General features: G+C 39.7%; 8 protein-coding genes. 1 reads left to right on the forward strand and 7 read right to left on the reverse strand.

Annotated features, from left to right (window positions below; translation table 11 throughout):
- The 3 genes from G3T18_RS00310 to G3T18_RS00320 form a co-directional block, all read right to left on the reverse strand.
- On the reverse strand, positions 1 to 473 hold a 473-nt coding region (locus G3T18_RS00310), incomplete at its 3' end, for a putative Ig domain-containing protein (RefSeq protein ID WP_224408514.1).
- Between the two features lie 135 nt (positions 474 to 608).
- Complete coding sequence (locus G3T18_RS00315) at positions 609 to 1,364, reverse strand: tetratricopeptide repeat protein (protein WP_224408515.1); 756 nt, start codon at positions 1,362 to 1,364, stop codon at positions 609 to 611.
- A 238-nt stretch (positions 1,365 to 1,602) separates the two neighbouring features.
- On the reverse strand, positions 1,603 to 6,516 hold the full coding sequence (locus G3T18_RS00320) for an RHS repeat-associated core domain-containing protein (protein ID WP_224408516.1): 4,914 nt from the start codon (positions 6,514 to 6,516) through the stop codon (positions 1,603 to 1,605).
- A 183-nt stretch (positions 6,517 to 6,699) separates the two neighbouring features.
- On the opposite strand from G3T18_RS00320, the gene G3T18_RS00325 reads away from it, so the two are divergent.
- Positions 6,700 to 6,900, forward strand: a complete 201-nt coding sequence (locus G3T18_RS00325) for a hypothetical protein (RefSeq protein ID WP_224408517.1) — start codon at positions 6,700 to 6,702, stop codon at positions 6,898 to 6,900.
- A 70-nt stretch (positions 6,901 to 6,970) separates the two neighbouring features.
- Here the strand turns inward: G3T18_RS00325 and G3T18_RS00330 are convergent, their stop codons facing one another.
- From G3T18_RS00330 to G3T18_RS00345, 4 genes are all read right to left on the reverse strand, one after another.
- Positions 6,971 to 8,200, reverse strand: coding sequence for a HEAT repeat domain-containing protein (locus G3T18_RS00330; protein WP_224408518.1), 1,230 nt, complete (start codon positions 8,198 to 8,200; stop codon positions 6,971 to 6,973).
- A 243-nt stretch (positions 8,201 to 8,443) separates the two neighbouring features.
- Complete coding sequence (locus G3T18_RS00335; protein ID WP_224408519.1) at positions 8,444 to 8,644, reverse strand: hypothetical protein; 201 nt, start codon at positions 8,642 to 8,644, stop codon at positions 8,444 to 8,446.
- A 10-nt stretch (positions 8,645 to 8,654) separates the two neighbouring features.
- Positions 8,655 to 9,290, reverse strand: a complete 636-nt coding sequence (locus G3T18_RS00340) for an RHS repeat-associated core domain-containing protein (protein WP_224408520.1) — start codon at positions 9,288 to 9,290, stop codon at positions 8,655 to 8,657.
- 39 nt (positions 9,291 to 9,329) lie between these two features.
- Complete coding sequence (locus tag G3T18_RS00345; RefSeq protein WP_224408521.1) at positions 9,330 to 10,001, reverse strand: SMI1/KNR4 family protein; 672 nt, start codon at positions 9,999 to 10,001, stop codon at positions 9,330 to 9,332.
- Positions 10,002 to 10,020 lie beyond the last annotated feature (19 nt).

Below are 10,020 nucleotides of genomic sequence, written 5' to 3' on the forward strand. Positions count from 1 at the left end.
GTGCTGTTGGTATCTACTCGCTGAATGGGTGTGGAGGTAATTGTGGGTGGATGATTGATTGGGGTTGATTGGACGATGAGGTTATAGGTTTGAGTGGTAGTTGCACCGACTGTGTCGCTTACCATGACTGTGATTTCATGGTTTCCTATTTGAGTGAGTTGGGGAGTCCAATTTATTTGTCCAAGTTGGTTGATGGTGAGGTTGTCTGGTGCGCTAGTTAGGGTGTAGGTTAAGGGGTCGTTGTCGCTGTCGGTGGCGGCGATTTGATAGGTGTATGCTTGGTCTATGCTGGTAGAGGTGATGGGTGTGGAGTGGATTTGGGGTGGTGTGTTGATTCCTTTGACTTCGAGGGTGAATTCTTGGGTGGTGGATAGTCCGAGATGGTCACTTAGTTGAATTGTAACTTGATGAGTGCCGATTTGGTTTGGGGTGGGTTGCCAACTAATTGTACCTGTTTGGGGGTCGATGACCATTCCCACGGGTGCGGTGGTTAGATTCCAGAGTTTGATTTGGATTTAGAACAAAAGAGTAAGATTCAACTTAATGCAAGAGTTGCAGCGTGTTGACACCTTATAGCAGTTTCTCTAGCAATACGGCTAAATATAAAATTAAGATGCTGGGAACTGCCAAATTTTGTTTATATCAGAGGATTTTAGATTTTCTAAGTTGGCTCTAACCACTTTATTGTCTGGTTCTTTTTCTAGAATTTTTTCGCACAGTTGAATTTTGCTTTGCTCGTCAGATGCTAAAGTAGCTTCTAAAAATAACACATCTACTCTTTCTGGATTGATTTCTTTAGCTTTATTTAGTTGAATTCTGCTGTTATCATCTTCTCCTATCAGCCAAAAAACTCCACCGAGGTGAAGAATAGCTTTAACATTTTTGGGTTCAAGTTCGATAAGCCTTTGATATAAAGGAACAGAAATTTCTGACTCTGGATAGCTTACTCGACCAAGATAGTTTAATTCATTAGTGTTATACTCTTTCGCTAGCAGTCTTTCAAAAAGTGCCATTTCTTGACTGTTCAAACCTCCATTTAAGTGTGACAAACATAGTACATCTAGTCTTTCAGGTCTTATTTCTTTGGCTACTTTGAGTTTGACTTTGCTTTCTTGCTCATTCCCCAAACACCATAAGCTCAATCCCATCCCGACAATTGCTTCAATGTCCTGGGAATTTAGCTCGATAGCTCGCTCAAACAGAAAAACTGCAATTTCCTGGTACACCATATCTAGTTTAGCCATACGTTTTAACTGAATCGTATTAGTTTCTCGACCCAGCCAACTTTCAAACTGCTGTCTGTCTTCATTATTCATTTCTTCCTTACTGCTGTAAGTTAAAATCAGGTCTTCAAGGGTTTTCATTATTTTGATCCTTCTATATTTTTACTCTAATCTTAATAGAGTCAGACTAAGATTGTGAATCAATCTTAGTCTGATTTTACAAGGAGATTTAGGGAATTTGGAGAAGCATACTTTCAACCCAAGACCCAGAAACCATGACTAGTATGTAGAAAATTGCAAATCGCGTATTGTTTTACTCGAAAGCATTACTGCGTTTGAACGTAATCCACAAATTTAAGCTAGACGCGCTAATCTTACATTAAGGAATGGGGTGCGAACATTCACTGATTGGAACAAAAGCAGTGTTAATTATTATCCGACCAGTATTGTATCTAAAATACCTAATCGTAGTTGTAACATTGCGACCTGGAAAAGTAGAGCTTGGAATTTCAGTAATCAACGTACCAGGGGAGCCTACTGACCCAGGAGTCCCTGTCAGGCTTGAAGCTACAGAACTAACAGTGTTGACCAATAGATCCCTTTGCTCTGACCATGTTGGAGCAAGATCGTCAAGACAGTGTTTAGGTTTGTTAACATGATCGTCCTTTACATCTATGCTGAAGCCATAACCTCCACCTCCAGTTGTAGAGATAGCTAAAATTGTCTGAGTAGTTGGTATTGCTACCGAACCAATGAGATACCCCTCACTAACCACTGCGGGAACTGTGCCGCCTCCTGCCAAACCTACAGAACCTGATGGTCCAGTAAAGCCTCCACCAGCCAATCCCAGAAACACTCCAAGTGTGTTTGCTCCAGCCCAAAATATTTCGCGATTGAATTCCTCTGGTGTCTCGGCTACCGCTGCTTTATAGCTGTGATGGACAGCTTTGGTTGCATTTATAAGTGCTGAGACAGCACTCAGCGTTCCCAAAACTTCTTTTATGCTAAATAATCCTGATGGATCAATATAACTAACCGGATTCCCATTCCCATAAAGGTACTTATGCAGAGTAATCGGTTCCCCTAACCTACCCTCATAACTATCCCGTCGAGTAAACCTCCCCAACCCAGGATCATAAAACCTCTGCCTTAAATAATACTCCTCCAACTCCTCATCAAACTGTTCCCCCGCAAACAGGTAACTATTCTCACTTTCCCCAGTAGACTCAATCTCCTCCCCAAAAACATCATAATCATAAGTATCAGTAACCACCCCCATCTCATCAGTCAACACGCGGGTACTACCCAAACCATCAACCTGATATAAATCCTTCTCCCCATTACGACTCTGGGAAATCAAATCATGACCATAGACATAAAACGCCTGTAACTCAACAGTGCTAAACTCTTCTAATACCTGAGCATAAGGACGATTTTTATCAATCAGATATTCGGTAGTCTCCCCATTAACCGTACTACTAACTCGAATACCCTCATCATCGTATTCATACTCAACCACATCCCCATTCGGCAATTTAACCCGTACCAAGCGATTATCGTCATTCCAGGTATAAGTGGTTGTTTCGCTTACCCCATCTACAACCTTGGTACGACTAATCAGATTGCCATTATCATCATAGTTATAGGTAATGCTATGAACCGTTTCTCCATCTTTGACTAAAGTTTCTGTTGACAAACGGTCATTATCATCATAAACATAACTCGTAACCCCCAATTGAGAATCATCCCGCAGAGTACGATTCCCCACATCATCATAGCTATAACTAATTACCCGTTGACCATCATTAATCTTCTCTTGGGTTAACCGATAAAGGTCATCATACTCATACTCTACCCGACGATTGTTCGCTTCAGTTACCGAGAGACGATGACCCGCATCATTCAACTGATAATCATAGCTAGAAAGCACCTCATCACTCAAAGTGTTCTCTAACCATACCAAACGATTCAGATCGTCGTATTTGCGAGTCTCCACCACCCCATTAGGAAACTCAGTACGAATCAAATTATTCGCATCATCGTAAGCATAAATAGTAGTTCCTCCCTCAGAAGCAGTAACCGTTTCCAAACGATTCCGTTCATCATAGGTATAATCCACCCTACCATTAGGAGTAATTACCGTAGTACGATTTCCGGCTGCATCGTATTCATATTCAATCGTATGTCCATTATCGGTGGTTTCTCCCTCTGGGTCATTACGCCAGAGTAGACGACCTAACTCATCGTAACCGAATTCTGTGACTCCACGACCGTCAGTAATCGATTCAATTTGTCCATTAGCGGTGTAGGTATAGCTGACATCAGCATCATCTTCATAGTCTTTGAAGATAATGCGATTCATGGCATCATAGTTATACCCAGTAACTTCCCCATTAAAGTCAGTATAGGTCTTTAAATTTCCTACAGCATCGTAGGTACTAAGGGAACTTTGTCCGAGAGGTAATTCTACAGCAATGCGACGACCTAGCTTATCGTACGAGTATTTAGTAATCTGGTCGTTAGCATCTTCAACTTCAAGAAGACGACCTAGTTCATCATAGCGATATTCAGTTTTCAGTTCTCGGCGATTTTCACTCTCCTGGTTGAGGAATTGAACTACAGCCGTTAAACGTCCTAAATCATTGTATTCAAATTCTACAACTTTACCATTTTGGTCGGTTACGCTTTCACGACGACCGAGAGAGTCATAACTGATGTGAGTGCTGGTATCATCATGGAAGATGGTCTTGGTGAGTCGTCCTACGTCGTCATATTCGTAGTTGGTGGTATGACCTTCTTCATTAGTTTCGCTTAACTTGCGACCTGTGGCATCATACTCTACTGTGGTTGTGGGATTATCGCTAAGGTCTAATGGTGTATCGTCAGGGTAGAAGGTGGTTGTGCGTCGTCCGAGAGCATCATAACGATATTCGGTACGATTTCCTCGTTCGTCTATGTTAGCTTGGATGCGACCGTCTTGAGTATATTCGGTGCGTATTCGATGATTATCGTTTAGGTAAGCGGGGGATGCGTCGGGATAAACAATTTCAGTCCAGTCTACAGTAGTTAAAGTCTCACCTGGAGCGATTTGTGCTAAAAGTTGTTCTAAGGTCTCACTTTCATCGGAATAAATCGTTTCAATTAATCTCCCGACTGGATCATAATTGTAATAAGTAACTCTTCGGGTTTGGTCAATCTCAGCACGCTGGCGACCTCCTTTATCGTAAAGAGTTATAATACGTGGATTATCGTCAAGGGTTTCTGGAGTATTATCGGGATAAATTGTCTCAATTAACTGACCTTGAGCGTCGTAACGATATTCAGTTTTTCTTAAGAGTGCATCAATAACCGCAGTTTGTTGGTTATTAGCATCATATTCATAATGAGTGGTAAATTCTTCGGCATCGGTAACTTCTCGAAGATTTCCTTCTTTATCGTAGCGAGAGCGAGTGACTATTTCTTCGATACCGTTATTTGTTGTTACTGTGCGCGTTTCACTTTCTCGGTTTCCTTGATAATCGTAGGTATAGGTGGTTTGATTACCTGCTGCATCAGTTACTTTGGTTACATTACCTCGACTATTATAGCTAAAGGAGGTAATCTTGTCTTGGGTATCGGTGAGGAAGCGTAAGTTACCGCTACTGTCATAACTATATTTGGTAATGTTTCCGGCTGCATCTTTACTGGATAAAAGATTACCACGGCTATCGTAGCTATAAGTTGTGGTATTTCCTAATGCGTCAGTTTCACTCAAAAGACGGTTGTATTTACCATAAGTCCAGCGAGTAGTATTCCCCAACGCATCAGTCTCACTCAACTTATTCCCATCAGCATCATAACTATACCTAGTAGTCCAACCCTCAACTCCACTCTCATCCGTAATCAGAGTTTCCGTCTTCAAATTATTATCATCATCATAACTACGCTGAGTAACTAACCCAACCGCATCAATCTCGGTAACAACATTACCCCGCTCATCATACTCATAAATAGTCTCATGACCAAATACATCCCGTACTGTCTGGATTGAATTATCCGGGTCATATACTAACTCTACTGCTTCCCCATTAACATCAATAATTCTCTTTAAGCGACCCTCTTGATCATACTCACTTCTCACCCCACTTCTACCCAACGGGTCGATAATCTCTGCTAAATAATGCTTCCTCTCCTCATCATACTCAAACCCAGTCCTATTCCCGGACCTATCAATAACCCCAACTAAATCACCCTGAGCATCATACTCATACTTAATCTTATTCCCCTCTGGGTTAATCGCCGCCACAATCCTTCGGTGCACATCCCTCTCAAAAGTAACCGATACCCCAGTCGAACTAACAATCCCCCCCTCACTAAAACTCAACTGATTATCATTAGTATCCGTAACCGTAATTAAATCGCCACTATCTGCATCAATCTCATACTCAACACCATCACCAGTCTCTAAAATATAAACCCCACCAAAACGCGTGGCTGCGGGATTATAGGGAACTGCACTCACTACCTCGACATACTCATCACTACCCGCTTTGCGAATTAAATAAGTATTCTGTGCATTTTTCACTCTCAAAGTCAAATCGCTGCCATCATCGGCGACAAACTCCGGATGATACATCAGTCCCGCAGCAGCCCCAGAACCGAGAAAACCCAGTAAATATTGATTGAGAATACTACCCTTTGGCTTAAATGTAAAGCCGGTTCGTTCTCCACCAGGAAGAGTTATATAAACCCTCTCTTGTGATGAAAATGCACTATAAATACCTAATAATTCTTCTTGTGCGGTACGTTCTCGTGCTGAAGTAGTTAAATCGGTATCGCGAAACTCCAAACGCCAACCATAACCAAAGTTATCACTTCGATTGGCACCTAAACTATCATATGTCCTGGTCAGTGATATGGGAATCCCCGCTACGGGTATTTCTAAGTCGGTAAATGAGAGTTGGAAGTTACCTAACTTCAACTCCCCAGTTACATCGACAATTACTTCGTCAATGGCACTGTTACCACCACTATCGGTTGCCGTCAAGCGTAGGATGTAACTACCATTCTCTAATAATGAGGTATCGAATTTACCTAACTTAGCGTCATTGACGGAGGTATTTCCTCTGGCTATTTCAACAAATTCGCCACCTTTTTGGGGTGCTATTTCGAGGATGTAGTTTACTTCTCCCTCATCGGTTACGGTACCGATAATGTCTGTGGGGGCTGTAATCGGATTGTCGCTAATCTGGGGGGCTAAAATTGCTACTGGGGAAACACCCTTTGACGGTGCGTTTGACCTCCATACAGGCATCTTTTGCCAAGCGTAGGACTCGTTTGAGGCTGGGTCGGATGATAGGAGTAAGGTCTTTGGCGCGACGTAGGGTTTGTTTGGTTTGTTGGAGTTCTTCAGTGAGTTGTTGGTTTTCTTGTTCTAAACTTAAAGTTGGAGATTTGCTAGGATATCTAATCTAATGGAGGTCAAGGATAGAAAAAAATGCCAGGAACTAAGTCCAGTGGTCGTCCAGGGGGGAATCCTAACATCAAGAGTTACGGATTTAAAACAGATCGATCTGAACCACTACGAGAAAATCTTCAATTGAGAATCTCTGCTTCAATGAAAGAACAACTTAAAAGTCGAGAGAATTGGCAAGAGTTTGTTCGGGAAGCGATCGCCGAAAAACTGAAATCTGTGTAGTCTGATGTGTTGTCAGAATTTTTTCTGGTAAGGTAACGCCACGAACCCTAGGTTAACGCCCGAATACGGCTTAGAAAGGAATTATGTTTTCTAGTTCGGGAGAGTGTAAAACTAATTTTGATAGTGCTTCTCTTGCTGCCTGTCTGACCTCTTTATTGTTGTCTTGCAATGCTTTAATCAATGGTTCTGCTGCACGAGAATCTTTGATTTCTCCTAATGCCCAAGCTGCTGCTTTTCGGGATTCTTCCCAGTCGTCTTTGAGGAGATAAATTAAAGGTAAAGTAGCTCGCTTGTCTTTCAATTGACCTAAAGCTTTAGCTGCACAAACTCGACTAAAAGGATTTGCTTGAAAAAAGGTATTATCTTGTAAAGCGGCGATTAGAATAGGAACAGATCTGATGTCTCCTAGTTCTCCTAAAAGCTTTGGTAGTCCTGTTTCTAATTTAAAATAGTCAAAGAGATCTGGATTTTTTCTATATAATTTTAAGTCTATACCAAGATAATTTGTTCTAAAATCAGGTTTTTTATACGCATTAATTAAATCAGTCAACCACTGAATTAAGGATTGACAATTTCTTAAATCTTTAAATTCTACAAGTTCATATATAGTATATGTCCAAGCTAATTGAGAGAATGATTGTTCTTGGATAATTTCTGAAGCAAACTCTCGAAGCTCGGAATTATATTTCCGCCAAATTTTATTTTCTGATTCGTAATACTTACCAAAAGTATATCGATCATAAATTCCATTTTCGTAACATTCAGCTATTGTTAACATCATAGAAGTTACGCTACTGTATTTGTCTAAAACATTCTCTCCTTCTTCAAAAGAATTAAATATTACAGGATTCAGGTTTTTTTCTTGATTAATCCATAGATTTCCTGAATGATAGCAATCTATATCGTAATAACGGATGGTATAAAAAATAGGTAAAATCTCAATTTTCTTTAGATAATTTTCCCAATCTGGGGAATATAAATACAGAAGATGATTCTCTAAGTATTTCTGTTTATTTAAATTTTTTAAGTATATTTTAACAACTTCCTGTAGAGGTCTAAATGACCAACTATGTTTGAAAATCAGACCTTCATCGTACAAATTTTTTCCTTGGTATAATGCTCCATTTCTCCATTGATAAAGTTCATAAATTTCTGAAGGCAATTGAAATGGTAAATCTTTAATTAGATTATTTATTTTACCTTTTAATAAGCCAGGTTGTAGATATTTCACATAATACGACCTATGTTGCTCAATCCAACTAAAAATTCTGTTTAAAGCATTTGTTAATTGTGAAACCATAATAGAAATAAAACTTTTTCTTGATTTTAGAACAGAGCGTTGCTAGCTTAAGCTATGAATTACATTTTTTTACATTTTGGAATAAGCGTGAAATTGCTATTGCTATAAGAGTAGATATGTTAGCCTAAGCCGGAGAGTCGCCCTTAGACTTAGGTTAACAGTTTTCTGTCCTGTAGAGACCTAGTAATTCTACATCTCAAACAAGGTAAAATTATGAGTTCACCCAATTGCTAAACGCCACGCTTAGAAAGGAATTTCTTGTCCAGTCTCGATCCATCGTGGCAATCCTTGTCTGTCTTCCCAATAAGTTGTTGGTATATTATCTACTCTGACTCCAAACCAACTATAGTAAGGATGATTTACTGTGAGTGCTAATTGATAAAAACTGCCAAGATATCTTCCTGCTGTGCGATTGTGCTGTCTATTTATAAGTCTTAAATCCACTCTCCCAGCGTTATAATTTAGCGGTCCACCTTGCAAAGTTGAGTTGTAAGGAATACTCGTCACAATCTCTATTATTAAACTGTGGTTGGTACACACCACTAATCCATTGGCAAGGACCTTGAACCGCATTATACCAAGATATAGGACCACCACTATTAGGTGGACTAGCAGGTCCACTCCATTCATTCCATCCAGGAGCAATATAAGCTAAAAATGATTGTCCAGTTTGTACTATGGCATCTCTTGTATGTTGTGCAGCTTCAGTTATTGTTGTGTCAGAAAGTCCCCAAACAATAACAGGAAATCCTTCGAGATCGCAGTTATCAGCCCCTTGTGTTCCATTACACTCTTCAACTTTTTCTCTGACAACTTGGTAATGTTCACTCCTTATAGGAATACTAAGAAATGTTTCCACTCCTCGATGATTAATATCTTTTAAATAACCAGGAACCACAATATTATCAGAATCCTCTCTCCTGATAGTAGCTACTGGAACATTACGAGAAACAAGAGAGCTAACTGCAAGAATAGCAAATATGTTTATAGCGGCTGAAGTGTCATAAGCCAAAAGTCCACTAGGATCGGTCGCATTAACCGGATTACCATGAACATAGGGATACTTAGCCAAAGACAAAGGTTCACTCAACCATCCCTCAAACGGATCTCTAGCAGTAAATCTTCCGAATTAATCTATCCAAATTTCTCGCCAAACATCAATTTGTGCTGGATTATATTTTTGGAAAATTTTTTCGGCTTTTTCTACATCTATCTCTGTATATGAATATGTTACTCCTGCTTTGTACTCAGAAGTAACATAATAACCTCCAGTTTCATAACATTCTGCGAATGTCAACATTAAGCTAGTTAAGCTAGCTGAATATATTACTGGTTCTCGTCCTATAAATTCATACCAAATCGGAGAAACTTTTTTTTCATTCTCATCGCAAATTACATAACAAAGTCCATCATTTTCTACAAATAAAGGAAATCTGTAGGTGGTTAAAGGATAATAAGCAAACAAAAACTGTTGTGCATCTGGGTGACTCATAAAATTGCAAAAATTTTTACTCAGTTCCTCGGAAGAATAATGTATTAAAAAAACTTCTGTATAAATATATGAAAGACAAATTTTAAGGGCTTCTTCTAGAGAAAAAAGTCTCGAATAGGGGGTGATGCCAACTTTGCCATTGCAGTATTGATAAAGTTTACATACTTCTAAAGGCAGTTTGAAAGGGAGTTTTTTAGTCAACTCTTGAATTTGCAGAAGTGAAAATCCTGGAGGGATAGTTTCTGGCTCTGGATCGTATTTTTGTAGCCAGTTAATAATTCTTTCTAAAGCTTGTATAATTCCTGACATTTTGACTTGAATATTTATC

Source organism: Oscillatoria salina IIICB1, from assembly GCF_020144665.1.
GTDB lineage: Bacteria > Cyanobacteriota > Cyanobacteriia > Cyanobacteriales > SIO1D9 > IIICB1.